The organism is Acinetobacter sp. GW821-FHT01C12 (genome assembly GCF_059422625.1).
Genome location: NZ_JBWKXD010000003.1, coordinates 156,469 through 181,991, shown reverse-complemented (window position 1 = coordinate 181,991; position 25,523 = coordinate 156,469). Strand labels below are relative to the sequence as shown.

25 protein-coding genes are annotated in these 25,523 nt (G+C 38.4%); 8 read left to right on the top strand and 17 right to left on the bottom strand.

From position 1 onward, the window contains the following. Nucleotides 1–66: 66 nt before the first annotated feature. Nucleotides 67–1,047 carry a phenylalanine--tRNA ligase subunit alpha gene (gene pheS / locus AC07WY_RS10110; protein WP_004723046.1) on the bottom strand — a complete coding sequence of 327 codons (981 nt, stop codon included), beginning with the start codon at nucleotides 1,045–1,047 and terminating at the stop codon, nucleotides 67–69. 217 nt (nucleotides 1,048–1,264) lie between these two features. On the opposite strand from pheS, the gene AC07WY_RS10105 reads away from it, so the two are divergent. Next, the gene (locus AC07WY_RS10105) at nucleotides 1,265–2,293 is read left to right on the top strand and encodes a hypothetical protein (RefSeq protein WP_494736312.1); all 1,029 of its coding nucleotides are present in this window, start codon (nucleotides 1,265–1,267) and stop codon (nucleotides 2,291–2,293) included. 44 nt (nucleotides 2,294–2,337) lie between these two features. Here AC07WY_RS10105 and ybiA read toward each other — a convergent pair whose 3' ends face one another. The 6 genes from ybiA to rpmI form a co-directional block, all read right to left on the bottom strand. Beyond that, on the bottom strand, nucleotides 2,338–2,886 hold the full coding sequence (gene ybiA, locus AC07WY_RS10100; protein ID WP_494736311.1) for a riboflavin biosynthesis intermediates N-glycosidase: 549 nt from the start codon (nucleotides 2,884–2,886) through the stop codon (nucleotides 2,338–2,340). Between the two features lie 164 nt (nucleotides 2,887–3,050). Continuing rightward, nucleotides 3,051–3,581, bottom strand: a complete 531-nt coding sequence (locus AC07WY_RS10095) for a P-loop NTPase family protein (protein WP_494736310.1) — start codon at nucleotides 3,579–3,581, stop codon at nucleotides 3,051–3,053. A 98-nt stretch (nucleotides 3,582–3,679) separates the two neighbouring features. Next, on the bottom strand, nucleotides 3,680–3,877 hold the full coding sequence (locus tag AC07WY_RS10090; protein ID WP_004723056.1) for a hypothetical protein: 198 nt from the start codon (nucleotides 3,875–3,877) through the stop codon (nucleotides 3,680–3,682). A gap of 135 nt (nucleotides 3,878–4,012) precedes the next feature. Beyond that, the gene (locus tag AC07WY_RS10085) at nucleotides 4,013–4,390 is read right to left on the bottom strand and encodes a hypothetical protein (RefSeq protein ID WP_262085102.1); all 378 of its coding nucleotides are present in this window, start codon (nucleotides 4,388–4,390) and stop codon (nucleotides 4,013–4,015) included. A 224-nt stretch (nucleotides 4,391–4,614) separates the two neighbouring features. Further along, nucleotides 4,615–4,974 (bottom strand): 50S ribosomal protein L20, encoded by a 360-nt coding sequence (gene rplT / locus AC07WY_RS10080; protein ID WP_004723060.1) that lies wholly within the window; start codon nucleotides 4,972–4,974, stop codon nucleotides 4,615–4,617. Between the two features lie 11 nt (nucleotides 4,975–4,985). Then, complete coding sequence (rpmI, locus tag AC07WY_RS10075) at nucleotides 4,986–5,180, bottom strand: 50S ribosomal protein L35 (RefSeq protein ID WP_002054552.1); 195 nt, start codon at nucleotides 5,178–5,180, stop codon at nucleotides 4,986–4,988. A 224-nt stretch (nucleotides 5,181–5,404) separates the two neighbouring features. Between rpmI and AC07WY_RS10070 the strand changes: the two genes are divergently transcribed. Both AC07WY_RS10070 and AC07WY_RS10065 read left to right on the top strand, forming a co-directional pair. Then, entirely contained in the window at nucleotides 5,405–6,655 is a 1,251-nt protein-coding gene (locus AC07WY_RS10070) for an MFS transporter (protein WP_494736309.1), read from the top strand. Between the two features lie 137 nt (nucleotides 6,656–6,792). Further along, the gene (locus AC07WY_RS10065; RefSeq protein ID WP_262085101.1) at nucleotides 6,793–7,548 is read left to right on the top strand and encodes a TonB family protein; all 756 of its coding nucleotides are present in this window, start codon (nucleotides 6,793–6,795) and stop codon (nucleotides 7,546–7,548) included. Between the two features lie 56 nt (nucleotides 7,549–7,604). Here the strand turns inward: AC07WY_RS10065 and AC07WY_RS10060 are convergent, their stop codons facing one another. The 10 genes from AC07WY_RS10060 to AC07WY_RS10015 form a co-directional block, all read right to left on the bottom strand. Further along, nucleotides 7,605–8,030, bottom strand: coding sequence for a YqaA family protein (locus tag AC07WY_RS10060; protein ID WP_262085100.1), 426 nt, complete (start codon nucleotides 8,028–8,030; stop codon nucleotides 7,605–7,607). 4 nt (nucleotides 8,031–8,034) lie between these two features. Beyond that, the gene (locus AC07WY_RS10055) at nucleotides 8,035–8,457 is read right to left on the bottom strand and encodes a hypothetical protein (protein WP_419335022.1); all 423 of its coding nucleotides are present in this window, start codon (nucleotides 8,455–8,457) and stop codon (nucleotides 8,035–8,037) included. Nucleotides 8,458–8,492: 35 nt separating this feature from the next. Then, nucleotides 8,493–8,780, bottom strand: coding sequence for a hypothetical protein (locus AC07WY_RS10050; protein WP_004723070.1), 288 nt, complete (start codon nucleotides 8,778–8,780; stop codon nucleotides 8,493–8,495). 89 nt (nucleotides 8,781–8,869) lie between these two features. Next, nucleotides 8,870–9,487: a glutathione S-transferase N-terminal domain-containing protein gene (locus AC07WY_RS10045; RefSeq protein ID WP_262085098.1), complete on the bottom strand. Its 618-nt coding sequence runs from the start codon at nucleotides 9,485–9,487 to the stop codon at nucleotides 8,870–8,872. A gap of 180 nt (nucleotides 9,488–9,667) precedes the next feature. Beyond that, the gene (locus AC07WY_RS10040; RefSeq protein ID WP_494736308.1) at nucleotides 9,668–10,000 is read right to left on the bottom strand and encodes a DUF7709 family protein; all 333 of its coding nucleotides are present in this window, start codon (nucleotides 9,998–10,000) and stop codon (nucleotides 9,668–9,670) included. Between the two features lie 88 nt (nucleotides 10,001–10,088). Continuing rightward, the gene (gene infC / locus AC07WY_RS10035) at nucleotides 10,089–10,640 is read right to left on the bottom strand and encodes a translation initiation factor IF-3 (protein ID WP_081401514.1); all 552 of its coding nucleotides are present in this window, start codon (nucleotides 10,638–10,640) and stop codon (nucleotides 10,089–10,091) included. 5 nt (nucleotides 10,641–10,645) lie between these two features. Next, nucleotides 10,646–12,568, bottom strand: a complete 1,923-nt coding sequence (gene thrS / locus AC07WY_RS10030) for a threonine--tRNA ligase (protein ID WP_004723075.1) — start codon at nucleotides 12,566–12,568, stop codon at nucleotides 10,646–10,648. Between the two features lie 219 nt (nucleotides 12,569–12,787). After that, nucleotides 12,788–13,948: an alanine racemase gene (locus AC07WY_RS10025; RefSeq protein WP_494736307.1), complete on the bottom strand. Its 1,161-nt coding sequence runs from the start codon at nucleotides 13,946–13,948 to the stop codon at nucleotides 12,788–12,790. 52 nt (nucleotides 13,949–14,000) lie between these two features. Further along, nucleotides 14,001–15,314: a D-arabinono-1,4-lactone oxidase gene (locus AC07WY_RS10020; protein ID WP_494736306.1), complete on the bottom strand. Its 1,314-nt coding sequence runs from the start codon at nucleotides 15,312–15,314 to the stop codon at nucleotides 14,001–14,003. A gap of 12 nt (nucleotides 15,315–15,326) precedes the next feature. Continuing rightward, nucleotides 15,327–17,081 (bottom strand): neutral/alkaline non-lysosomal ceramidase N-terminal domain-containing protein, encoded by a 1,755-nt coding sequence (locus AC07WY_RS10015; protein ID WP_419335028.1) that lies wholly within the window; start codon nucleotides 17,079–17,081, stop codon nucleotides 15,327–15,329. Nucleotides 17,082–17,203: 122 nt separating this feature from the next. Here AC07WY_RS10015 and AC07WY_RS10010 point away from each other — a divergent pair, with 122 nt between their 5' ends. The 5 genes from AC07WY_RS10010 (at nucleotide 17,204) to AC07WY_RS09990 (ending at nucleotide 25,519) form a co-directional block, all read left to right on the top strand. Further along, nucleotides 17,204–18,259 carry an AraC family transcriptional regulator gene (locus tag AC07WY_RS10010; RefSeq protein ID WP_419335030.1) on the top strand — a complete coding sequence of 352 codons (1,056 nt, stop codon included), beginning with the start codon at nucleotides 17,204–17,206 and terminating at the stop codon, nucleotides 18,257–18,259. Between the two features lie 235 nt (nucleotides 18,260–18,494). Continuing rightward, on the top strand, nucleotides 18,495–20,141 hold the full coding sequence (locus AC07WY_RS10005; protein WP_494736305.1) for an acyl-CoA synthetase: 1,647 nt from the start codon (nucleotides 18,495–18,497) through the stop codon (nucleotides 20,139–20,141). 611 nt (nucleotides 20,142–20,752) lie between these two features. After that, the gene (locus tag AC07WY_RS10000) at nucleotides 20,753–21,271 is read left to right on the top strand and encodes a hypothetical protein (RefSeq protein WP_494736304.1); all 519 of its coding nucleotides are present in this window, start codon (nucleotides 20,753–20,755) and stop codon (nucleotides 21,269–21,271) included. Nucleotides 21,272–21,742: 471 nt separating this feature from the next. Further along, a complete protein-coding gene (locus AC07WY_RS09995; RefSeq protein ID WP_034610112.1) occupies nucleotides 21,743–23,545 on the top strand; it encodes an acyl-CoA dehydrogenase C-terminal domain-containing protein in 1,803 nt (600 codons plus the stop codon). 192 nt (nucleotides 23,546–23,737) lie between these two features. Beyond that, complete coding sequence (locus tag AC07WY_RS09990; RefSeq protein ID WP_494736303.1) at nucleotides 23,738–25,519, top strand: acyl-CoA dehydrogenase C-terminal domain-containing protein; 1,782 nt, start codon at nucleotides 23,738–23,740, stop codon at nucleotides 25,517–25,519. Nucleotides 25,520–25,523: the final 4 nt, after the last annotated feature.

Below are 25,523 nucleotides of genomic sequence, written 5' to 3'. Positions count from 1 at the left end.
CTTCGTCTCATTATCTTGGACATCCCCTCTCCTCATTAGGAGAGGTCAGGGAGAGGTATAAATTTGTTAAGCAAATTGGCGTAAAAAACGCACATCGTTTTGGTAGAACATACGCAAATCATTGATGCCATAACGTAACATTGCGAAACGCTCTACACCAAGACCAAATGCAAAGCCTTTATATTTTTCAGGATCAATACCCGCAGCTTGTAAAACATTTGGATGCACCATACCGCAACCCAAAACTTCTAACCAACGACCACGCTCATCCATAATATCCACCTCAGCACTTGGCTCTGTGAATGGGAAATAAGACGGACGGAAGCGTACTTTTAAATCTTTCTCAAAAAATTCATTTAGCAAATTAATCAACAAACCTTTTAATTCTGCGAAGCTGGTATTTTCAGCAACGTATAAACCTTCGATTTGATGAAACATAGGAGAATGGGTCTGATCTGAGTCACAACGATAGACACGCCCCGGACAAACGATACGAATCGGTGGTTGCGAGTTTTCCATTGTGCGTACTTGTACACCTGAAGTATGGGTACGTAATAAATGGTTTGCATCAAAATAAAACGTATCATGCATCGCACGTGCTGGATGATGTCCTGGAATATTCAATGCTTCAAAGTTGTGATAATCATCTTCAACTTCTGGCCCTGTCGCAACAGTAAAACCCGCTTTGGTAAAGAATTGGCAAATACGTTCTTGAACCTGAGTAACGGGATGAATACTTCCTACAGCTTGCCCACGTCCTGGCAAAGTAATATCAATTGTTTCACTTGCTAGCTTTAATTCTAATTCAGCTTTCTGTAATTCAGTTTGGCGTTCAGTCAATGCTGCACTGATCGCTTCACGTACTGCATGAATTGCAGCGCCCTGAACTTTACGCTCTTCAGGGTCCATTTTGCCAAGTGCCTTAGATTGTTCCGCAAGCTGGCTTTTTTTCCCTGTAAATTGCACTCGTACTTGGTCGAGTGTAGTCAGGTCTTGAGCTGCTGCAATCGCAGCGAGCGCTTCAGTGGTCAGGGCTTCCAGTGACATAGTAACTCTCAAAGCAATATTTTAGAAAAATAATATAACTCTATATTCTAACAGTTTTTATGCAGTTGAATGAAGTTTCCGCTTTACAAAAAATACGATTAGTCACAACTTATTCTAAATAATTTGTATATTTCCCTGTTTGATTCCTGTTGAAATGCTAGAACTTTGATTTATAAAAAGTATAAAATGGATTTAATGTCGCTGAGATCTATAAAAAATGGCACTCGATCAAATCTGGAAACGTCAACTTACACTCGTCACTTATGGCAATGAGTATCTCACTCAAGGGATCAGTTTTTCTCGTTGGGTCAATCATGCCATTTTTAATCAGCATGCTTTTGGCTTCCGTGATTTAACCAACCAACACCTATTGGCACAGCATTTTCAGATTTGGCTTGAAGGGCTAAAAAAACAAGGCGTGTATCGACTCAGCTTACATAGCGCGAGCATTTTAAACGATGAACAAAATCCAAATGCCAATGTTGAACTGTTAGCCATCCCACACTTTATTGTTAGCCATGATCAACAAAAGAAAACTGCATGGATTTTTGGTAAAGAATTGGCGGAATGGTATAGCGCAGACAATGATTATGAAGCGCCTGAGCAACAACGCTCCAATTTACGTACCGAGATTTTTTGGCGCTATGATCTCAATGCAAAATTGATTAAACGGATTGAACAAGATTTAGTTCAACCGAATTGGGATGATATTCAAGTTTATACAGACAATGAATTGTTCGATACTCAATATGCCAAAGGTTTTCCAGAACCTGTAAATAAAGATTTACCTTATTATGGATTAGATGAAACACTATACACGACCGAGGATTCAAGCCTTAAACTTGCGCTGTTACCCACTGACTATCAAGCTGATTACACACATGAAACCTTCTGTCGTATCGATGCATTAGAAAGCTTTATCTCTACAAAATTAAAGCATCCCTATGATGAGAATGAGCAAATCATGAGCCCTGAAGAACAAATGAATTTGCGCCATTTCCTCCAAAAAGTTGAAGATTTAAAATCAAAATTTATTGTTAAAGTTGCAAATCATTATAAATCTGCACGCTTAACACCGAAACAAATTGCTTCACCCTTTGATGCGCATGACAATATCAAAACCGAGCAGCGTCAAGCGTTTAACAGCAAGGCAAATCCTGAGCATAAACCAGGTAAAACAGGTGTTTTTGCATTAATTATTGTGACCATATTAATCTGCCTTGCCGCTTATTATTTTGGACTATAATGTCTTATCTATCTGATAAAATTAATCCTAAAAAGAAAGCAACTTTAAAGTTGCTTTCTCACTTCCATTAAGGCAAAACCCAAAAGATTTAAACCTTGCCATGCGTTTGGATTTGTCGCATTAACATGATCTGTTGCAAGTCCAATCCCCCAAATTTGATCTACAGGTGAGGCTTCAACGATGATTTGATCTGAGGTACTTAGTAGAAAGGCTTTAAGATCATTGTCTTGAGAAAACTTAGCCAAATTACCTTGAACCACAATTTCATAACGATGAGCAATCCAAACCTCATCTTGATAATTTTTGACCAAACGACCTAATGCTTTTATTTTCTTAGGATCATCTGTTTGTAAAATTTTCTGAAAAATATCTTCGTCATTAAATAGTTTGGCTTTCTGCGCCATCATATACTGTTCTGTACTTTGATAATTGACACCATCAATTTCAAATTTTGCAGGAAACCATTGACTTAAACAGCTCTTGTCTATTTTTCCAGAAGTCTTTTGACTATGCCCCCAAAAACACAAATAACTATACTTTTGCCCGTTCTTTACTTGTTCTTGTAAAGTTGTTAAAAATTGAGAATCTCTCATTTTATTTTCCTATGATTAATATCCCACTGATACGATACTTCTGTTATGCCATCACCATCATTCGCATGAACCTCTTATTCAATCACGATTCCACTTAATTTTTCATAAAATATTCGACACGTTTTGTTATATTTTTTCAAAATTTATCCTAACTTATAAAGGACTTAAATTAAACTCAAAAATTGATCAATATCTTTTCGCGATTTTAAATGGATAAATTGGATATGTGAATATTGAGGATCATTCATCATCGTTATATATTGCTGACGATTTTTTTGATGCGTTTTAATCATCCACCAAATAATCGAGTCACGACTAAACATTTTACTAAAACTTTCACGATTATTTGAACTCTCCCAAAGTCTGTGTCTAAAAACAGCACGACGAACAGCTCGTTGTATGGATTGGTAAAGATTGATATAAAAAGGGATATCTAACCAAATTACGGTATCGATATCTTGCCATTTGATATGCGTAGTTCGCGTATAATTACCATCTATGACGAAACCAGATTTAGCTTGATCTAGTTTCGCCTGAATTTTCTGAAAAAATGCATCATCGGTAGACTCTTGCCAATCATCTAGCCAAAATAAATCATCCAATTCAATATAGGTGAACTTTAATTTTTGAGCTAATCTTATTGAAAATGTTGTTTTTCCTGACGCAGAAGTCCCCACGACATTGATGCGTTTCATAAATTTAAGAACCCTCTAAAAATAAAAAAGTAGCCAAATAAGCTACTTTAGATCACATAACAACCCAATCATGATTTAATCATTTTAGCTGATCTATATCAAAATACGGGCCGTATGCTGAGTATCACTTTATGTTCATTTGCATGTTGATTGATATAGTGCTCAACTGCTGTTACTTCACCTTTAACTTCAGCATCTGCACCATACATCACTTTTAAAACTTCCCCAACTCTGGGTAGTAGTTGCAATTCAACTTCAATTGCACCTTGTTGTAAACCTTCAATCTCAACACGCATACCCACTCCATCATTTTCTATTATTCGTTGTTCTACTCTATGCGAGCTATTTCTAAAACAATAATGTTTTCACGTTGATATTGTGTAATGTGTATGCAAAGTTATTTGAATGTTTAAATCATTCGGATGGCCTGCTCAATCAGCATAATCCAAATCATCCTCGTCAATATTGATAAAATTTGCTGGTGGCGTAATTTCAAACCTGACGGCTTTAATCGTGAGATGATCGAGTAATTTTGCTTTTGCCACACGATGCATACCATCCATCACTCTACCATCAGCAGATAGAATAATTGGATAACTTAGATCTGCCTGTTGTATCAGTTGAAAATGTTCAATCATTTGCTGTGTTGTTGGATGTGTATCTGGAAACCAATACGCTTCATTGAGTTCTTGTATATCGGATAATAGAACTTCATGGATTGGGAACTCTTGGCTCAGCTCAACCAAATGATGCACATCCCAAATATAAGTGTCTTCACCAACTTGGCGAAAGTGATATTGTTTGCGCATAAGACTAGATTCTATAGTTTGGTCAATTCAATGCCATAACAAAATAGTTAGAGCATCCGTAATGACAAATTATACATCAATACAAATTTTACTGATTAGCGCTGTATTAGAACAATCAAACTCAATGAAAACTCATCTTAAAAATTCCTGCAAGAGTTTGAAAATAAATTTTTAGGCATAAAAAAGACCGCTAAAAAGCGGTCTTTTTTAATCATCAAAGATGATTAAGCAGCTAATGCACCTTTAGCTTTTTCAGCTAAAGCAGCAAATGCAACTGAGTCATGCATAGCGATGTCAGCAAGTACGCGACGGTCGATGATCACTTGAGCTTTTTTCAAGCCATCGATCATACGGCTGTACGACAAACCATTTTGACGAGCACCAGCATTGATACGCGCAATCCATAAAGCACGGAATTGACGTTTCTTTTGACGACGGTCACGGTAAGCGTATTGACCTGCTTTAATTACTGCTTGGAACGCTACACGATAAACACGTGAACGCGCGCCATAGTAACCTTTAGCACGAGCAAGAATTTTTTTATGACGGCGATGAGCCTGTACACCACGTTTTACACGAGCCATTTATAATCTCCTTAGATGTATGGGCACATACGACGAACTGAATTCATGTCACTTACGTGAACCATGACACAACCGCGCAATTGACGAATACGTTTAGCAGATTTTTTGGTCAAAATGTGGCGTTTGAACGCTTGTTTACGCTTGAAACCGTTAGCAGTCGCTTTGAAACGCTTAGCTGCACCACGGCGAGTTTTTAACTTAGCCATAACAACCTCTTTAAACACCTGTTCGGTACGTTCGCACCATTGCGACAACGACCTGCAGGTAAGGGAGGCAGTATTCTAAATCATCTCTGTACAAAACAAAAGCAAAACATCCAACAATTTCACAATTCCCCAATGTAATTTTCGATGTAAATTTCACCTAGTTTTATAAGAAAAATCAGGATGAAATCTTTATAATCATCACATCATGATAAAACTGGACAGTTATGACCCCTGCACAGGATGCTTTTGCTGCGCTTCGCTATCGAGATTTCTCAATTGTTACCATCAATCAATTTTGTTTAACACTCGCAATTTTAATTCAAGAAATTATTGTTGCCTATTCACTCTATCAAATTACCAAAGACCCGCTTACCTTGGGTCTGATTGGACTAGCAGAAGCAATCCCGTTTATTGCACTGTCGCTTTGGGGTGGTTATTTTGCTGATAAGTTGAATAAACAAACCATTATGAAAGTTTGCTTATTCTTCTCCTTCCCTTTGCCATTGGTGCTTTGGTGGTTATTTCACAGTTATGATCATGGCCAAATTGGTGTGACTACACTGTCTTGGGGGATTTATGCGGTTATTTTTGGATTGGGTACCATCCGAGGTTTCTATAATCCATCAGCAACCTCATTAAAACCATTTTTAATTCCTCGTGAACTGTATGCCAATGGTGCAACATGGACCACGATTGGATGGCAAAGTGGTGTCATTATTGGCCCAATGCTGGGTGGTTTTATGCTGGCAGGAATCGGTCGTGAAAATAGCTTACTCTCGGTAGCAGTACTTTTATTTATTTGCTTCTGTCTGATTAACTTATTAAAGAAGCGTACTTTTCCAACTATGGAACAAGACAATCTTTGGGAAAGTTTAAGTGAAGGTTTTCGCTTTATTTGGAAAACCAAAATTGTACTGTGGGCCATATCTTTAGATTTGGTTTCAGTGCTGTTTGGTGGTGTGATTGCCCTACTGCCAATTTTTGCAGAAGATATTCTAAAAGTTGGACCTGAAGGTTTAGGTTATTTACGTGCGGCTCCCTCTATTGGCGCATTAATAACCATGATCGCTTTAACCAAATTTCCACCTACACATCATGCATGGCGAAATATGCTGATTGCTGTTGCTGGTTTTGGGGTGTTTACCATTATCTTTGCATTCTCAAACAACGTCTGGCTCTCTTTATTTGCTTTGGCTATGACTGGTGCTTGTGACAGTATCTCAGTGGTTGTACGCCAAACCATTTTACAAGTTTACCCACCTGAAAATATGCGTGGCCGTGTCGCTGCGGTGAATGGGATGTTTGTTTCATCGAGTAATGAATTGGGCGCATTTGAATCTGGGCTGGCTGCAAAATATTTAGGAACAATCACAGCCACTGTATTTGGTGGATGTATGACCTTGGCTGTCGTCGCAATAAGTTGGGTAAAAACTTCTGATTTATTCAAAGTAGACATCACCAAAGGCCAAGAATAATGTGTTTGGCTGAATAAAAAACAGTAAAAAAATGCACCTTCGGGTGCATTTTCTATTGCGAGAATACAAAATTCGATAAATACTTTGCGCAATTAAACTACTCTCATGCGTATTAAACTGCATGGATTGCCAAACCTATGAATAAAGCTCTTTTTACCACTTGTTTATTGTGCCTTTCAACCTATAGCTATAGTGCGGATAAACTTCCTACAATAAAAGTCAAAGGGGAGCAATCTGAACAAAATGATCCTCAGCATTTGACTACACGTATACAATGGGTCAAATTTCCTCAAATTCACTATCAAATCGCTGAATTAAAAGATCAAGATCGTTCAGCGATCATTCGCGTAAAAGCCAATAATGCTGGTGAAGTCACAGATGCCGATATCCAAGAGAGTACAGGCATCCGTGCATTGGATCAGAAACTTGTAGATGCTGTGGAAAATGCAAAAGTAAAACCCTATTCCAAAAATGGAAAAGCCATTGCTTTAGTCGGTTATCAAACATTTACCTTAACACTAGAGAATGCAACGGATCATGTTCAGCGCGCTAAGCAATGTACATATAGCTTTAATTCAAAAAATTGGAACAAACAACAACTCGATAAGTCGGTTGCCTTTGTTTATTTAAAACAACCACAACTTGCACTGGATCAATCACTATTAAAAAATAAAGATCGCACAGTAAAGTTTAAATTTAAAGCCAATAAGCAAGGCGAAATTACCCAAGTTAAGCTAACTCAACGTTCTGGTATTAATGCACTTGATCAACAAGTACTTGCAGCCGTTGAGCATGCATCAATCAATGTAAAACGTTCTTATCGTACTTTATGGATCTATAAACAATCCAGCTTCAATGATGCGATTCAATTTAAAATCAATGAATGTAAATAAATTCATCAAGATGCGTCTTTCAAGGTTAAAGATAGTTTGTGTTTTTAACCTTTTTATTAAAATAATCCGATATACACCAAATAAATAAAAACATAGCGACCACCTTTTGCAATGGTCACGATCAAAAGAAAACGCCAAAAGTTCTCTTTCATTAGCCCTGCAATAAGTGTGATTGGATCTCCAATAATTGGAGTCCAGCTTAATAACAAAGACCAAAAGCCATACTTTTGATATATTTCTTCCGCTTTAAGCATATTTTTTTCAGAAACGGGAAACCATTTCTTATCTTTAAACTGCTCGATTTTGAGTCCCAAATACCAATTCACGCATGAACCTAAAACATTGCCAATCGTTGCAACAGCAAGCAGTAAATACGCAGAATATTGTGTTTGTACCAGTAGCCCAACCAATACTGCTTCAGACTGCAACGGGAGTAAAGTAGCAGCGCCAAATGCAGAGAGAAATAATAGAAAATAAGCCATAAAATTAGCTAATATTGGGTTTAGGTTTTAAGGTATAAGTCAAGAATGACAGTATAAATGGAGCAAAAAAAGCCAACCAAAATGAAAGATCTGATTTAAAAAATTTCTGCAACAATGTGAGTTGAGCTTTACCCTCTGAAATCGCTTGCCAATCGATTTTGATATGAATAAAGCCGTAGAATAAAACAATAAAATAAAGCGAAAGCAAAACGAGTAAGATAGTGGTATTCAAAAGACTTTGCTGTAATTTACTTTGAAAAATACCAAAGACCATAGCAAAAACCAAGCCTGAAACACTCACGATGCTAAAAATAATAAACCAGAAATAATCATATGCAGAGTGATACTGCAAGATACTACAAAGCATTGCTGTGATCAGCATCACACCAAAAGAGATAAGGAAATGCCAAACAAAGTTTTGCTTCATACTCTCCCCTGTTGAATGCACTACTTACAGTTCAATTATCCTAAATTTAGCATTTTTTTGGTTTTACGATACTGAAAATGCGCCCAAATGATCGCCAATAACATAAAGATAATCCGAGACCATTGATAGCGTTGCGCAATCGGGTCGATCACGCTTCTAATCAGGGCTGACGCTTGACCATTTAATTGCTCTAAAATATTTTGGATATGCACAATTTCCGCAATATAGAGCATTAAACAACCGGCAATACCGACAATAATACTCCAGTAGATTTTTGGATTTGTTTCTAATATTTTCGTAAAGTTCAAAAAGAAATCTTTCATGACTAAAGCCCGCCAACCATCCAAAAATCGATTATTTAAAAAATAAAAAACCACGTCACGTGGTTTCTCATCTTAACATAAAATACATTTTACACTTTGATTGATAGCGCTCTTTGTATCGCTGGGCGCGCAGTTAAACGCTCAATATATTCTTTAACATAAGGATAATCATCTAGCGCTATTTGCTGCCACTCATAGCGTAATACCCACGGTAAAATGGCCATATCTGCAATCGAATATTCACCAGCCACATATTTTTGTCCAATGAGCTGCTTATTCAAAACACCATACAAACGTTGAGTTTCAGTAACATAACGATCAATTGCATAAGGAATTTTTTCTTTAGCAAATTTACCAAAATGATGGTTTTGCCCTAACATCGGTCCTAACCCGCCCATTTGCCACATTAACCACTGTTCAACTTCAACACGATCTTGCTCATCGCTTGGATAATACAGTCCTGTTTTACGGCCAAGATATTGCAAGATTGCACCTGATTCAAACACTGAAATCGGCTCACCATTTGGACCATTTTGATCGACAATCGCGGGGATTTTGTTGTTGGGTGAGATACGAAGAAAATCAGGCTGGAACTGGTCATTCTCTAAGATGTTGATGGGAAAAATCTGATAATCCAAACCCATTTCTTCAAGTGCAATGGTAATTTTATGACCATTGGGAGTACCCCAATAATAGAGATCAATCATATTTCATCCTTCTTCGTTTTCACGTATTTTCTGAATTTTATTGCGTTAATCGTTTACTTTTATAACATGAATTGGCTTGATTCAGTATGCTATAAAAAGAGATTATTCTAATAATCTATTCTAAAATTATGTTATTGCATTTTATTAAACACAGTACGTTCTCATATTATGATATTGATTTCAAATATCTACTTCAGCAATTGCATCTATATATGCTTTGGCCTTCTCACCCACAAATTTACGACCTGCATTGTTTCCCAATATCCACTCATCTGGATTAAATAAATCAAATAAACCAACTTTCACTAAGGTGGGGATCGCGAGGATCAGTTCTTGTTCAATCTCGCCTCTTAAACCTGAGTTATACAGATTGATATTATGCAACATGGTTGCCACTGTGCCCGTTTGTACAGCACTACCATCCTTTAATTTAACCACAGGCAAGACCTCACCTGCTTGAATAATTTTTTGGTTAATACTCGATAGCGCATTTGGATTTTGAGTAGATGACATATCAACTCCGCTCGATTCAGATTAATTCACCTACATTTTAACGTAAAAAAGCACTGCTTAATGCAGTGCTTTTTTAACAGATGAATAATTACTTTTTCTTTTTAGGTCCAAGTAACATACCCATTTGACGGCCTTCCATTTTTGGTGCTTGTTCAACAATACCAAACTCTGCTACGTCTGCTTCAATTTTTTGCAATTGTGCAAGACCCAACTGTTGGTGAGCCATTTCACGACCACGGAAACGTAGAGTAATTTTGACTTTGTTGCCTTCTTCAAGAAACTTCAGAATAGCACGCAACTTAACATTGTAATCACCAACGTCTGTACCAGGGCGCAACTTAATTTCTTTCACTTGAACTTGATGCTGTTTCTTTTTCGCATCTTTTTGCTTTTGCTTCAAGTCAAATAAATGTTTGTTGAAATCCATGATTTTACAAACAGGTGGCTCTGCATTCGCCACGATCTCAACAAGATCAAGATCAACTTCTTCAGCAGCACGCAAAGCTTCAGCAAGTGAAACGATGCCTTTTTGCTCTCCATCTGCAGCAACGAGACGCACATCTTTCGCTTTGATCTCATCATTTAATGCAGGACGATTACTTTTAGCACCTTGTTGTTGGTTACGGTCAGGCTGTTTAATCTTTCTTACTCCACAATATACCGGCCGCGTTCGGCTACGGCTGCTTTCACTAGGTCAATAAATGCGTCTATTGACATAGTACCTAAATTTTTTCCAGAGCGAGTACGAACATTCACAGTCCCTTCCTCTACTTCTCGATCTCCAAGTACCAATAGGTATGGAATACGCTCTAGTGTACGCTCACGAATCTTAAAGCCGATTTTCTCATTTCTCAAGTCTGAAATTGCTCGAATTCCATTTTCTTTGAGTTTTGCGACGACTTGCTCACAAGCTTCCGCTTGAGAATCCGTAATATTCATGACACATGTTTGGATTGGAGCCAACCATGGTGGCATAAAGCCTGCGTAGTGTTCAATTAGTATACCAATAAAACGTTCAAAACTGCCAAGAATTGCACGATGTAACATCACAGGATGGTCACGATCGTTATCTTCTGTTACATATGAAGCGTCTAAACGTAACGGTAAGTTAAAATCACACTGAATTGTACCGCACTGCCAGATACGTCCTAAACAGTCTTTTAATGAAAATTCAATCTTCGGACCGTAGAAAGCACCTTCTCCAGGTTGTTCTTCCCATTTAAGATTTGCAGCATCTAAAGCATCTGCTAAAGATTTTTCTGCAACATCCCAAAGTTCATCAGCACCCACACGTTTTTCAGGACGTGTAGACAATTTCATTTGAACTTCTTCAAAACCAAAATCTTTATAAACATCTAAAGTCAGTTTAATAAAGTCTGCAACTTCTTTACCAATTTGTTCAGTTGTACAGAAAATATGTGCATCATCTTGAGTAAAGCCACGTACACGCATAATCCCGTGTAACGAACCTGATGGCTCATTACGATGGCATGAACCAAACTCTGCCAAACGAATTGGAAGATCACGGTAAGATTTTAAACCTTGGTTAAACACTTGAACGTGACATGGGCAGTTCATTGGTTTTACCGCATAGTTACGACTTTCTGAATGTGTCGTAAACATATTTTCTGCATAGTTGGCAGCATGACCCGATTTTTCCCACAAAGTGAAGTCTACAATTTGTGGTGTTTTAATCTCTTGGTAGCCGTTGTCCTGTTGAACTTTACGCATGTATTGTTCAAGCACTTGGTAGATCGTCCAACCATTGGCATGCCAAAACACCATACCTGGTGCTTCTTCTTGCATATGGAACAAATCTAAAGCTTTACCAATTTTACGATGGTCACGCTTTTCAGCTTCTTCAATACGCTTGATATATGCTGCTAATTCTTTTTTGTCTGCCCAAGCAGTACCATAAATACGCTGTAATTGTTCATTCTTAGCATCACCACGCCAGTAAGCGCCAGAGATTTTAGTCAATTTGAATGACTTTAAAAATTTAGTATTCGGTACGTGTGGACCACGGCACATATCTAAATAATCTTGATGATAGTACAAGCCCATTTGAGTTTCTTCAGGCATGTCGGCAATCAAACGTAACTTATAATCTTCACCACGTGCAGTGAACTCTGCAATCACATCATCACGAGGTGTCATTTTTTTAATGACGTCATAATCTTGATCGATGAGCTTTTTCATGCGCGCTTCGATTGCAGCCATATCATCTAAAGTAAATGGACGAGGCATCCAGATGTCATAGTAGAAACCTTCTTCAATGACCGGACCAATCACCATTTTTGCTTCAGGGAAGAGTTGTTTTACCGCATGACCCACCAAGTGTGCACAAGAGTGACGAATAATTTCTACACCGTCTTGATCTTTTGGAGTGATGATTTGTAAGGTTGAGTCTTCGGTAATTAAATCACTTGCATCGACTAAGCGACCATTTACTTTCCCAGCAACTGTATTTTTAGCCAGTCCAGGTCCAATACTTTGAGCAACTTCCATAACGGAAACAGCTTGATCAAAACTTTTTTGATCGCCATTTGGCAATGTGATAATAGGCATATTTAAAAATCCTTAAGGAGTGATGCCCCGTACAATGGAGCATGTCACCGCGAGATTATGATCGAGGAAGATCCTCAAGATAAAATCGGTGGAACAAAATAAAAGTGTGTCGAATTTTACACCTTTACAGCATATTTATAAACCTTTGTCTTAAAATTATTCTTTATTCTGATTTAAATTGTACTTTTGATTATCCACCAACTTCCTCTTTTTGGCACATTACTCTCTAAAGGTTTCCCACGCTTCAAAATCTCGATTTTTATAACAATATAATTTATGAAATTGAGGAATAATCGCTTCGCTTTGTGTGGGTCTTAAAAATACAAAATCATCAACAGCTATTTCAGTATTTTTAGGCACATTAACCATTTCCTGATTGGTACTCCGCCCATAAAGTGCATGCGGATGAATCCCTCGCGGATAAACATAATGCGCCATCCAATATCCACCATAAACAAATAAGGCTTTAGAGCTATGTGGTAATTTATCTAAAACTTCTAATCCAGGTAACTGGGTAAATGGCAGTACTTTTAAAACAGGGGTTGAAATCCATAATGCAGCTTGTAAAACACTTAAACCATCGCTGTCAAAGTCGCTTGGTTTAAGTAACATAGAGCCAAAAGAAAGATCATTGCACACACTTTGCTCCACATGGAGATAAAATGTAGGACTACCACCACCATTAAAACAAAGATCAGCTCGCCATAAATGCGGAAATTGCTGTTGAATAATATTTTTATAATTTTGATAAATGTCTTGTGACTCTCGATACGCGACATCAATCTTTTTAATCACTGAAGGTAGCTTCGTCACATGGGCATCATAGCCCATCAAGCCAGCAAGTACTAAATGCTCAGGATTTTGTTCAATCAATCTTAATATTTCGATGAGTGCAAAATCGGAACGAACACCACCGCGATGCAAACCCACATCAATTTCAATATTGATTTTAAGCGTTAAGCTAAACTGTTTTGCAACCTCAAGATACTGTAATAAACGTGCTTTGGAATCAATTAACCATTGTATATCGGCTTGTCTGCAATTTTGATTCATCGCATAAAAATGCTGAACAGTGCTTACAGGCATCGGTTTCCCAAACAACACATCTACATCCGAAAAGTTCTCAAGGATTGGTAAAAGCTGTGGCATATGAAACACCATAAACCGTTGAGTCGAAAGCTTTAGACTAATGGTTTTTAATAATGCTAAGCATGCCAAAGACTTTACCACGATACGTGGTTGCAAATGGCTTCCGTATTGAAGCTTTTTGGCAATGTATTGTAGATTTTGTTCAAGCGCCTGATCATCAACAATTAACCGAGGTAATGCACCATTTGACTGTTTTAAATCACGATTTAATTGCTCAAAAAAGTTGTTCATAGTCTACCTTTATGGTCTATTTTAGTTTTACCCATTCACTTAATTTTATCCATTATTCAGATAAGAATAGCTTTTCTAAATAAGGATTTAAAAACTTTCTACTTGGATCAAGTCGTTCTCGCAACTGCATAAATGCATCCCACTTAGGGTATAAGGTTTTAAGTTGTGTTGCTGTCATACTATGCATTTTCCCCCAATGTGGTCGCCCCTGATAATGTTGCAAAATCGACTCAACTTCATCAAATAATTGCCTAGGCGCTTGCTTATAATATTGATGTACTGAGATGGAAATAGAGTCCCGCTGATAAAACGGACTCAACCAAATATCATCACCTTTGACAAATCGAAACTCCACAGGGAAAAAGGTTTGTGCTTTTGAATTTTTTAGCGCTGCTAGAACAGCTTGCAAACATTCCACACCCAATTCAACTGGAACCTGATATTCCATTTCATTAAATTTCGTTTCACGCGGTGTCGGGAAAATCTTGCCTGACCAATCAACAAATGTGCTTGGCTTAATAAAAACGCCTAAGAGCTTTTGTAGTTTTGGGTTCAATGCCGGAAAAGATTTGGTTAATTCGCAACATAGGGTTAATAACGTATCTTCAGATGGCCATGATTCAGTGCGCGGTTGAACCTCATCTTCAGTAATATCTAAAGTTTTTAAAATCAATTTATCTGCATGAGAAAATGCAAAACACTCGATATGCCGATGTTGTGCTTTCCATTGGTCAATATTTTGAAAAAAGTCTTTGACCGCACACAGTCTAACCTGCTCTTTGAGCTTATAGCGTGGTTTATTCTGCATGGTGATTTTAGTCAAAATCCCTAAGCTTCCTAAAGACACTCGCCCTGCTGCAAAAATATCTGGATTTTCATGGCGATTACAATGAAGAATTTCTCCTGATGCTGTGAGTAATTCAAATGCTTGTACATAACCTGAAATACAATGTAGGCCTACACCTGTACCATGTGTTCCTGTTGAGACAGCACCAGCTAAACTTTGCTGGTCAATATCACCCTGTTGCATTAAAGATTGCTGCATCGGTTCTAAATATTGCCCTAAATTAAATAATCGTGTTCCTGCCCAAATACTGGCTTGGGCAAATTCAGTATTGACTTGATCCACACCAGAAAGACCATCCAAAGACAGCAATGTTGCATCGGTACTCACCAAAGGTGTAAATGAATGCCCTGCTCCCACCACTCGAATCTTTGCTTGGGTTTGGACAATGTGTTTTAACTCATCAAGACTGTCAGGCTTTAAAATCTGCTCAGGGTGAGACTGTTGATAGCCCGACCAATTGTTCCATTTTTGCTGATTTAATTTGTGCTTGTTCGGTGCTTGATTAATCAATTGATTCATAATGCTCATCCTTTAGCGTACAGCAGTTTTTAAATTGCCGTGATTTGTTCTTTTTTCTATTTCGTGTGGTGGAATCGCTGCGGGGCGTGTGATTTGGTCATATGCTCTGTGAGATTTATCTAGACTCAACTGCGTTGCCAATTGCTGAAATTTGTACTGAATTGCCGCATGTGTCCATTGACCGTATAAGGTATGTGCACCCTCATAAGCTTGTTGCTGATATTCTTCATTGGTGGTGATATAGCCCATATAATCATTGCAATAAGACACCAAGCCAACCTTTGAGATACCATGATGCTTTGAGAACTGTTTTGCTATAGTCTGAATTACACGTTGCCCTGCTGTTGTGGTAATTTCTCCGGGGCAACAAATCAAAGCCAATTGACCAATTTGGATAATCTGTAGCGGAATAACACTTGGAACCAGTGGGCTGTCTTGAATGGCACCTGCTTTAACTTGGCGATTCATTTCTGCAATTAAAGGATCAAAAATGCTTGGTGAAAAATCTAAACCTTTACCCAGCAACTGATTATCCAGACTTTCTAAAACAATCTCTTTCGGGAATTGTGAGTCATAGAGTGCTTTATATTTGCTGTACTGCAGAGAATTCGAGTTTGCTAAACGTTGCTTACGTACTCGCTTAGCAAGTAAAGACATCACTTTAAGAATCGCTGTAGGTGTCCCCTTACCATCTATAGGCGTTCCCCCGAAGAAGCCGACGCCATGGCAAGCTGCACTGGTTTTAGCGCCTTGTATCCCCTGGCTAAATTCACTCGGCACATCGACTTGACTCAGATCTACATAAGATAAAACAGCATCGATACTACCTTGGAGTAAACATGCTTCCATCGCATTGTTGGTGTTTTTTTCAAGCGGTGTAGTCAGTGCTTTAATCGCAATTTCACTTTGATAACGCCCATTTTGTTCAGCATATTGATATTCTTTTTCGCCCTTAATTTTATTGCGAATCACATCTTGTTTGGGGCCATGAAAATGTGGCGATACATCGCCTGCTGTTGCTTGTGCAAAAATTGCAACAGGGTTTGGAATACCTTGTGTGAATAGATAATGTTCACTTAACGCAGCAGCATAGCCTTTATTGTCGCCATCATGGGCTTTGAGTTGACTACTCAAACAGGTTGCATGCACTCCAAATAATGAAATAAATGAACATAATTGATCATCACGATAAAAACCGATTAATTGCATTTCACGGTTTAAGGCGAGATGGGTTTCTGCTTCAGTTCTTTGAATCACATCGGGGTTACGATTATATGCCTGCAATGATCGATTCCATGCTACTGGAATATCATCAGGAAATTGGCAACTTTGATAACGAAGTTCTGTTTCTTTTTCAGTGTCTAAGGCATTGGAAATACTGAGCATGACCGCATTTACCACAGCTTCAACATGCTCTGGAACAAAACCTGGGGTCGGCATATTGTATAAAACTTCATAAGCACAACCGCCAGGGCCAGAATGAGTATGAGTTGCCATCAAGACCAAATGCTGTTCATTAAATTGCTCAGCTAGTTGTTGCTTTAAGCGTTCAACAACACCACTGCGGATCGCATAAGTAATACAACCAAAATCCAGACAACAAAAAATAATGGGCTGTTCTAAAGCCAAACGACGGATAGTGAATGTACGAGCAAACAATGCTGTGCGTTTTTGATAAGCACGATGCGACCACATACCATAACCAAACATGGCATAACCTTGCGGCTGAATGTTTATTTCTTGTTTATCCCAACCCACCATAAACATATGCGGTCATCCTTTATCTTTTTTATATCAGCGAACACGAGAAGCAGATTGAATCTTAATCAAAAATATGCGATACCAACTAGGGTAAAAGCAACAATAATATGGGGGGCGAAGCGGACTTTATGAGCTTGCAGCAAAAGGAAATTGCCAATTCTCAATTTTATATTCCACCAATGATACTGACGAGTTTGATTCATTATGCAGAACAACATCACTGGCAATATGACAATTGGTTCACAGCACAGAATTTAGACTTGGAACAAATTCGCCAAGGGCATGGTTTTGTTGGCTTTTCAGAACTCTGTGAGGTTATTCATCTCGCAGTTAAAGATATCCAGCAACAAAATTTAGGCTTATTGCTGGGCAGTAGTGAAGGTCAGATTTCAATTGGTATTTTGGGCTTTGCCATGCAAGCTTGTAAAACAGTAGCTGAAGCATTGGAGACCGCACTGCACTATCATCCCATTTCAGGCAGTGTCTTAGATTTAACCGTCAATCTTGTTGATGATTATTGTGAAATTGAACTTTCTGAGCGAAGTAACTGTGGTGAGCTAAAAGCATTTTTCTGTGATGAAGTTTTTGCCAGTATCATTACCTGTGTCAATATGATGCTTGACGAGAGCTATGAGTTGGTGAGTCTGGAACTGAGCTATGATCATTCGACATACATCAATGATTATCAAAGAATTTTTAATTGCCCAATTTATTTTAAAACGGCTAAAAATATCATCCGATTTAACAAAACACTCTTGTCGAGAAGTCTTAAAAACTATAGCCCTGTCAATTATCAAAGTGCAATTCTGATTTGTGATCAAGCTTTAAAACAATTTGATCAAATGAATCAACACAGTTTGGCAAAGGTATTAGCACATTTGATTGAAAGCCATCTACCTGAACGCTTTGATATGCAACAAGCAGCACAATATTTTCATTTTAGCGAACGCCATTTACGGCGTTTACTACTCAATGAGGGGCTAAATTTTCAGTTATTAAAGCAACAGGTATTAGAAAAAAAAGCCAAACAATGGATTGAAGAAAATCAATCGATGAGTGAAATCAGTTTCAACCTTGGTTTTAGTGAGTTAAGGGAATTTCGTCGTGCGTTTAAAAAATGGACTGGATCTTCGCCAACGGAATACAAAAAAGCGAAACTGCTGAGTTCAGTTATTCATATTTGAATAACGGGATTTTAAATAAGATTCTGCATAAAATCAGGATTAACATTACATCAATCTTCCAAAATATTAATTTAATTCAATAAATTAAATATTCCAAAAAATATTTAAATAAGGGTAAAGATGTCTAACGATGCATATTTAGCTGGAGTACTCGACTAAAGCCTAAATGAATTCTGACAGGCTTATGCATATCTTTTAAACACGGAAATTAGAACAAATATAGATGGAGCTAAACATGGTCAGTGCCTATGATCAATTACCACGAACCCCTGCAAACTTTGTAGCATTATCACCTTTACGTTACCTAGAGCGTGCAGCCTACATTTATCCAAATCAAGATGCGATTGTACATGGTGCTCGTCATATCTCCTGGCGTGACACCTATACACGTTGTCGTCAATTTGCCCATCAATTACAAAATCTTGGGATTCAAAAAAACGATACTGTTTCAGTTCTTTTACCCAATATCCCTGCGATGGTCGAAGCGCATTTTGCAGTCCCTATGGCTGGTGCTGTTTTAAATACCCTGAATACTCGTTTAGATGCCAAAACCATTGCGTTTATGTTAGAGCATGCTGAAACCAAAGTTCTTTTGGTTGACCCTGAGTTTGCGGCTTTGGCTAAAGAAGCGGTAGCGCTTATTGCTCAACAGATCTATATCATTGATGTTGCAGATGAGGAATACGAAAACAATGATGCTACTGCACGTATTGGTCAAATTGAATATGAGGAATGGCTAAAAGGCGGCGATGTAGATTTTGAGTGGCATTTACCTCAGGATGAATGGGATGCGATTAGTCTAAATTATACCTCTGGCACTACAGGCAATCCGAAAGGTGTGGTTTATCACCATCGTGGTGCTTATATCAATGCGGCCAGTAATATCATCGCCTGTGGTATGACGCCACGTTGTAAATATTTATGGACACTTCCACTATTCCATTGCAATGGCTGGTGTTTTGCTTGGACTGTTGCAGCCAATGGCGGTACCAATATCTGCTTACGTAAAATTGATCCTGAGTTGGTTTATCAACTTATTGATCAATACAAAGTTGACTATTTCTGTGGTGCACCGATTGTCTTATCGATGTTGATCAACACCCCGAAAGAACAACAAATTAAATTTGAACATCATGTAGAAGTAATGGTGGCTGGTGCTGCACCGCCTGCGGCAATTATTGAAGGAATGCATCATATCGGTATTCAAGTCAATCATGTCTATGGTCTCACTGAAACTTATGGCCCTTCTGCATTATGTGCATCTCAAGCAGGTTGGAGTGACCTATCCATTCAAGAGCAAGCACAATTACATTCGCGCCAAGGTGTACCGTATCCATTACAAGATGGTATGCGTGTGTTAGATGCTGAAACGATGCAACCTGTGCCTAATGACGGTAAGACAATGGGAGAAATTATGTTCCGTGGCAACATTGTTATGAAAGGCTATTTAAAAAATACCAAAGCCACAGAAGAAGCCTTTAAAGGTGGCTGGTTTCATACGGGTGATTTAGCGGTTTGCCAGCCCGATGGTTATGCAAAAATTATGGACCGTTCAAAAGACATCATTATTTCAGGTGGTGAAAATATCTCATCTTTAGAAGTTGAAGAGGTTCTTTATACTCACCCCGCAATTATGACTGCGGCAGTGGTTGCGCAACCTGATCCGCGTTGGCAAGAAGTTCCTTGTGCCTTTATTGAACTTAAACACGGTGCTGAAATTACACCAGAAGAGGTGATTGAATTCTGCAAACAGCATTTGGCACGCTTTAAAGTCCCTAAAAATGTGGTGATTTGTGAGATTCCAAAAACATCGACAGGTAAATTGCAAAAATTTATCTTACGCGACTGGGCAAAAGAGCGCTCAGTGGGTGAGTTTCAGTGATTTTTATCTTTCATTATTCCCCTCCTAAATAGAAGTCACCTTTGGTTTGTTTAAGCAAAGTTGATTGTCTAAAGGAGTGGACACGAAAAATACTGATTAAATTCAAATATAAAGTCACTTTGATAAGCTCATGATTTTTTCTGACCCTAATTTATACGGTAAAATAGACTTCTTGCGTTATAGCTGATTACTTAATTTATTAGCACACTCTAAAGCCATACAAAATGGTATTTTACAGGGTATTTTTGTGATAGAGCTTTTAGAAATTGGCTATAGTCAAAAATCAGCATTCAATACTTGCATACTTTTAAATATTGATGAAACATAGATGGTCTTTCTATCGTGAGGCGACATGGATGTCGCCATGTTGGGTGGGGGTACAGGACGTGCCCCTCACCCAACAGAAGATTTTTGTCATCTTTTCATCTCTGAAAAGTGAGGCATCGCCTACGCAAAGCGATTTAAACTTTAAATGTAAAGCGTGGCATTGCAAACTTGATCTTCACACACTTAATTTCTATGTAATGGTAAAATTTTCATAGTTAATAAAGCTTGACCACATTTAAAAATCGTCCCAAAGCTTATTTTCGCAAGAGTTCTAATACATAGCAATGAATAGACTTCGTACAGAAATAGAACCCAATTTTGAAACAGCACAACAACATTACCCGCTCGTACTCAAATTGATTGCCAATTACACCGACTATTGCGATGAGTTTGGTGATGAAGATTCGCTTGAATATCAAAAACTCAGTGAAAAGCTCACAGAAATTACCAGTAAAGACATTTCTCAATACGATCTTTGGGAGTGGTGGGAAGCCGAAGGCATCGAAAATTTAAGCTTTGATATTTGCCTACCTGAGCCTAAAATCATCCACAATATTTCAAAACAAGAGCTTACTGAAATCGTCCAGCGGATTAAAAGCTCAGACTTTAACACTCAGCATGCAAATGAATTCATCAATGCTTTTTACCTCCGCACCATATTCTCTGGGGGCTATTTCTACAATTTTTTAAAAATCAATTTTAAAGCATTTAAGCATCAATTGTTTCAGCGCAATAAAGATCAAACAGGGCGATATTTTGAATACTCGGTAGAAGACATTGTGGATCGACTTTGGGGCGAGTGATTGCCATAAAAATATCACCCTTAAAAAAGTATGCAGTGCGTCTATTGGTTTAAATCATTTAGAGTCATATTGCATTTGAACACTAAAAACATTTTCAATATCTGTAGTTTTAACCACACATCCAATCACGTCTCATCCAAGATCAAGTCTGCACTTCAATCTTTTCGCTACATTTTAAAAATATGAATGACATTTTCATCATATTTTGACTGGCATTTTATTGGACACAAGTTTTTACGATTTTGACTATTTGTATCCTTATTTTTCAATGAAAAGTGTTTACACTCAATGCACTTACAGCTTTCAAGCCTTTTTTCTTTGACTTTACAGTCACAGAGAAATAACCATGAAATACTTGTACGTCACTATAAGATGTTGCACGATGTAGCGGAACAAATATGTGTCATAGAAGACACACGTCGTATTTATGAAGATTATAAATCTGGTTTAACCAGTATTGAGGAAACCGATATGCCACAATACAAAGCACCCTTACGTGATATGCACTTCGTTTTGCATGAATTATTAAATGCTGAAGAACATTACGCGAAACTCCCTGCATTCCAAGAAACCGTAAGCCGTGAATTGATTGATCAATATTTAGAAGCTGGCGCGGATTTCTGTGAAAATGAATTATCTCCACTTAACCAAATCGGTGACAGTGAAGGCTGTAAATGGAATGATGGTGTAGTCACTACGCCTACAGGCTTTAAAGCAGCCTATGACAAATATGTAGAACTAGGCTTCCCTTCTCTTTCAGTTCCAGAAGAACATGGTGGTCAAGGTTTACCTGGTTCTTTAGCAACAGCTATTTCTGAAATGGTAGGTGCAGCAAACTGGGCGTGGGGTATGTACCCTGGTCTTTCACATGGTGCGGTTCGTACAATCGAGCATCATGGTTCTGCTGAGCAAAAAGCAACATATTTACCTAAACTTGTTTCAGGTGAATGGACTGGTACTATGTGCCTAACAGAATCTCATGCAGGTTCTGACTTAGGGATTATCCGTTCTAAAGCTGAACCACAAGCAGATGGTAGCTATGCAATCTCTGGCGAGAAAATCTTTATCTCTGCTGGTGAACACGATATGGCGGAGAACATCGTTCACATCGTGTTGGCGCGTTTACCAGGTGCTCCTAAAGGCACTAAAGGTATCTCGTTATTCATCGTACCTAAGTTCAACGTAAATGCAGATGGCTCTATTGCAGACCGTAATGCAGTTCGTTGTGGTTCAATCGAACACAAAATGGGTATCCACGGTAACGCAACTTGTGTGATCAATTTTGATAACGCAAAAGGTTTCTTGATTGGGCCTGAAAACCGTGGTTTACATGCAATGTTTACCTTCATGAACACTGCACGTATTGGTACTGCTGTTCAAGGTTTAACAGCATCTGAATCTTCTTTCCAAGGTGCACTTGCATATGCGAAAGATCGTTTGGCAATGCGTTCACTTTCTGGTCCTAAAGCACCAGAGAAAGAAGCTGATCCAATCATTGTTCACCCAGCTGTACGTAACATGTTGATGACACAAAAAGCCTTTGCTGAAGGTGGTCGTGCATTGGTTTACTTCTTATCTCAATATGCAGATATCGTAGAGCAAGGTGTTACTGAAGAAGATCGTAAATTTGCCGACAATATCTTGTCATTATTAACACCGATTGCAAAAGCATTCTTAACTGAGACAGGTTCTGAATCAGCGAAGCATGGTGTACAAGTATTTGGTGGTCACGGCTTTATTTCTGAACACGGTATGGAGCAAATTGTACGTGATACACGTATCTCTTGCTTATACGAAGGTACAACTGAAATCCAAGCACTTGATTTGTTAGGCCGTAAAGTATTGGGTACGCAAGGTGCGATGTTGAAAGACTTCACCAAGATCATCCATAAATTTGCAGAAGCAAACAAAGACAATGCTGACCTAAAAGAATTTGTTGAACCACTTGCTGCTCTTAACAAAGAGTGGGGTGATTTAACCATGCAAATCGGTATGAAAGCTATGCAAAATCCAGATGAAGTAGGCGCAGCTGCGGTTGACTACCTATACTTCTCTGGTTATGTAACGCTTGCATTCTTATGGGCTCGCATGGCGCTTGTTGCTCAACAAAAACTTGCTGAAGGCTCTACTGAAACTGGCTTCTATAATGCAAAAATTAAGACTGCTCGTTTCTACTTCAAGAAAATCTTACCACGCGTTCGTTCACATGTTGACGTGATCGCTGGTGGCTTAGATCCATTGATGTCACTAGATGCTGAAGACTTTGCATTCTAAGTAGAATGCCGAGCTAGGTATTTAGAAAACTGTACTCAAGAGTGCAGAAATTGAGAAAGGACGGTCATAGCTTTGGCAGTCCTTTTTCTTTATAAATAGAGCGTTATTTACTTAGACCATCTAACAACATACATGCTTGTTGGTTAAACTGATCTAAGTCTACAGATTCAAACAATAAACAGGTGAACGAACATGCCAATTTATAATGCGCCACTTGCAGATATGAAATTCATTCTGAATGACGTTTTCAATGCAGAGCAATTCTGGCAAGCCAACGAAAAGCTTGCACATGTTGATGCGGCAACGGCTGAAGCAATTTTAGAAGAAATGGCTAAATTTGCACAAAATGTTACGCTTCCTTTAAACCGCACAGGTGATGAAGAAGGCGCTCATTATGAAAATGGCAAAGTCACGACACCTGCTGGTTTTAAAGAAGCATTCCAACAATACGCTGAAGGCGGTTGGATTGGCCTAGGTGCTGAAGAGGAATGGGGCGGTCAGGCAATGCCAAAAATGCTGACTGTACTTGCAGATGAAATGTTATTTGCTACCAATCCATCATTCATGCTCTACCCACTTCTCTCTGTTGGTGCTGGTATGGCGTTAAACAGCTATGCATCTCAAGAACAGAAAGAAACCTATTTACCTAAAATCTATTCAGGTGAATGGTCTGGTACGATGTGTTTAACTGAACCTCATGCAGGTACAGATTTAGGGATCATCAAAACTAAAGCTGAACCTAACCAAGATGGTACATATAACATTACTGGTACTAAAATCTTCATTACTGGTGGTGACCACGATCTTGCTGACAACATCATTCATCTTGTTTTAGCAAAAACACCTGATGCACCTGCAGGTTCACGTGGTATCTCACTCTTTATCGTACCTAAATTCCTCGTCAATGCTGACGGTTCATTAGGCGAACGTAATACAGCGGGGCCTGGTTCAATTGAACACAAAATGGGAATCAAAGCGTCTGCAACATGTGTCATGAACTTTGATGCAGCCAAAGGTTTCCTTGTTGGTAAAGAAAATGAAGGGCTTGCAGCTATGTTCGTGATGATGAATTACGAACGTTTGTCTATGGGTATTCAAGGCCTAGGCGCTTCTGAATATGCATACCAAAATGCAGCACAATATGCGACTGATCGCGTACAAGGCCGTAGTGCAACAGGCGTTAAATCTCCAAACAAACCTGCGGACAGCATCCTTGTACATGGTGATGTACGTCGTATGTTACTCAATGCACGTGCCAACAATGAAGCTTCTCGTGCATTTGCTGTTTACGTTGGTCAACAACTCGACATTACGAAATTTTCAACCAATCCTGAAGCTGTAGCGAAGGCAAATAATCGTGTTGCATTATTAACGCCAATTGCCAAAGCCTATTTAACAGATACTGCGTTTAATGCTGCAATCGATGCACAAATGGTGTTTGGTGGACATGGCTATATTCGTGAATGGGGTATGGAACAGTGTGTTCGTGACTTACGTATCGCACAAATCTATGAAGGCACCAACGGCGTTCAGTCACAAGATTTAATTGGTCGTAAAACAATTAAATGTAATGGTGAATTCATTGCTGAATATATTGAAGAGATCCGTGATTTTGCCAATGGTCTAGATACCGACTTAAACTTCATTAAAGATGCGACTTTAGATATTGCAACTGAAGTCGATATGATTACGCAGCATATTTTAGAACGTGCAAAAGAAAATGCTGATTTCGCAAATGCTGCGGCAGTAGAGTATCTGCATGTTGTTGGCTTATTAAGCTTCTCTTATATGTTTGCTCGTATTGCCAATGCTGCAAAAAATAAGCAAGGTCAATTCTACCAAGACAAACTTGCATTGACTCATTATTTCATCCAACGCCTCTTGCCTGATTTAAATGCACGTGTTGCTAAAATCAAAGCAGGTGCAGAAGTTATTATGAATTTCAGCGAAGATTATTTTACTAATCAGGCTTAATTTC

Coding starts and splice junctions, on each gene's coding strand:
- pheS (WP_004723046.1), bottom strand. CDS start 1,047: ATGTCACTGGAAGCCCTGACCACTGAAGCGCTCGCTGCGATTGCAGCA.
- AC07WY_RS10105 (WP_494736312.1), top strand. CDS start 1,265: ATGGCACTCGATCAAATCTGGAAACGTCAACTTACACTCGTCACTTAT.
- ybiA (WP_494736311.1), bottom strand. CDS start 2,886: ATGAGAGATTCTCAATTTTTAACAACTTTACAAGAACAAGTAAAGAAC.
- AC07WY_RS10095 (WP_494736310.1), bottom strand. CDS start 3,581: ATGAAACGCATCAATGTCGTGGGGACTTCTGCGTCAGGAAAAACAACA.
- AC07WY_RS10090 (WP_004723056.1), bottom strand. CDS start 3,877: ATGCGTGTTGAGATTGAAGGTTTACAACAAGGTGCAATTGAAGTTGAA.
- AC07WY_RS10085 (WP_262085102.1), bottom strand. CDS start 4,390: ATGCGCAAACAATATCACTTTCGCCAAGTTGGTGAAGACACTTATATT.
- rplT (WP_004723060.1), bottom strand. CDS start 4,974: ATGGCTCGTGTAAAACGTGGTGTACAGGCTCATCGCCGTCATAAAAAA.
- rpmI (WP_002054552.1), bottom strand. CDS start 5,180: ATGGCTAAGTTAAAAACTCGCCGTGGTGCAGCTAAGCGTTTCAAAGCG.
- AC07WY_RS10070 (WP_494736309.1), top strand. CDS start 5,405: ATGACCCCTGCACAGGATGCTTTTGCTGCGCTTCGCTATCGAGATTTC.
- AC07WY_RS10065 (WP_262085101.1), top strand. CDS start 6,793: ATGAATAAAGCTCTTTTTACCACTTGTTTATTGTGCCTTTCAACCTAT.
- AC07WY_RS10060 (WP_262085100.1), bottom strand. CDS start 8,030: ATGGCTTATTTTCTATTATTTCTCTCTGCATTTGGCGCTGCTACTTTA.
- AC07WY_RS10055 (WP_419335022.1), bottom strand. CDS start 8,457: ATGAAGCAAAACTTTGTTTGGCATTTCCTTATCTCTTTTGGTGTGATG.
- AC07WY_RS10050 (WP_004723070.1), bottom strand. CDS start 8,780: ATGAAAGATTTCTTTTTGAACTTTACGAAAATATTAGAAACAAATCCA.
- AC07WY_RS10045 (WP_262085098.1), bottom strand. CDS start 9,487: ATGATTGATCTCTATTATTGGGGTACTCCCAATGGTCATAAAATTACC.
- AC07WY_RS10040 (WP_494736308.1), bottom strand. CDS start 10,000: ATGTCATCTACTCAAAATCCAAATGCGCTATCGAGTATTAACCAAAAA.
- thrS (WP_004723075.1), bottom strand. CDS start 12,568: ATGCCTATTATCACATTGCCAAATGGCGATCAAAAAAGTTTTGATCAA.
- AC07WY_RS10025 (WP_494736307.1), bottom strand. CDS start 13,948: ATGAACAACTTTTTTGAGCAATTAAATCGTGATTTAAAACAGTCAAAT.
- AC07WY_RS10020 (WP_494736306.1), bottom strand. CDS start 15,314: ATGAATCAATTGATTAATCAAGCACCGAACAAGCACAAATTAAATCAG.
- AC07WY_RS10015 (WP_419335028.1), bottom strand. CDS start 17,081: ATGTTTATGGTGGGTTGGGATAAACAAGAAATAAACATTCAGCCGCAA.
- AC07WY_RS10010 (WP_419335030.1), top strand. CDS start 17,204: ATGAGCTTGCAGCAAAAGGAAATTGCCAATTCTCAATTTTATATTCCA.
- AC07WY_RS10005 (WP_494736305.1), top strand. CDS start 18,495: ATGGTCAGTGCCTATGATCAATTACCACGAACCCCTGCAAACTTTGTA.
- AC07WY_RS10000 (WP_494736304.1), top strand. CDS start 20,753: ATGAATAGACTTCGTACAGAAATAGAACCCAATTTTGAAACAGCACAA.
- AC07WY_RS09995 (WP_034610112.1), top strand. CDS start 21,743: ATGCCACAATACAAAGCACCCTTACGTGATATGCACTTCGTTTTGCAT.
- AC07WY_RS09990 (WP_494736303.1), top strand. CDS start 23,738: ATGCCAATTTATAATGCGCCACTTGCAGATATGAAATTCATTCTGAAT.